Source organism: Cupriavidus sp. D384 (genome assembly GCF_001652915.1).
GTDB lineage: Bacteria > Pseudomonadota > Gammaproteobacteria > Burkholderiales > Burkholderiaceae > Cupriavidus.
Genome location: NZ_BBQI01000074.1, coordinates 1 through 298 on the forward strand (window position 1 = coordinate 1; position 298 = coordinate 298).

Consider the following 298-nt stretch of genomic DNA (forward strand, 5'->3'; position numbering starts at 1 on the left):
TCATGGCACGCTTACCGGTACTTGGTTTGCTCGCTGTTGCCCTGACGGCCTGCAGTAGTGCACCCCCGTCGCCAGCCAAGGCGCCGGAGAATCCGCCGGTCGCCGCCGCGGCGCCCGCCGCCCAGGCGCCGGCGCCGAAGCCCGACGCCAATGCAGTGGACCCGGCGGTCATCAAGGCATTGCAGGACATGGGCGCGAGCCTGCAGTCCCTCAAGCAGTTCGAGGTCGGTATCAGCCTGACTGGCGAGCGCGTACTGCAGGACGGGCAGAAGCTGCAGCACACCGCGATCGCGGATCT

Annotated in this window: 1 protein-coding gene; it reads left to right on the forward strand. The window is 68.5% G+C overall.

Annotated features, from left to right (window positions below; genetic code table 11):
* Window positions 1-26 precede the first annotated feature (26 nt).
* Window positions 27-298: DUF2092 domain-containing protein (locus A9J21_RS16455; RefSeq protein WP_231906953.1), on the forward strand; the 272-nt coding region annotated here is incomplete at its 3' end.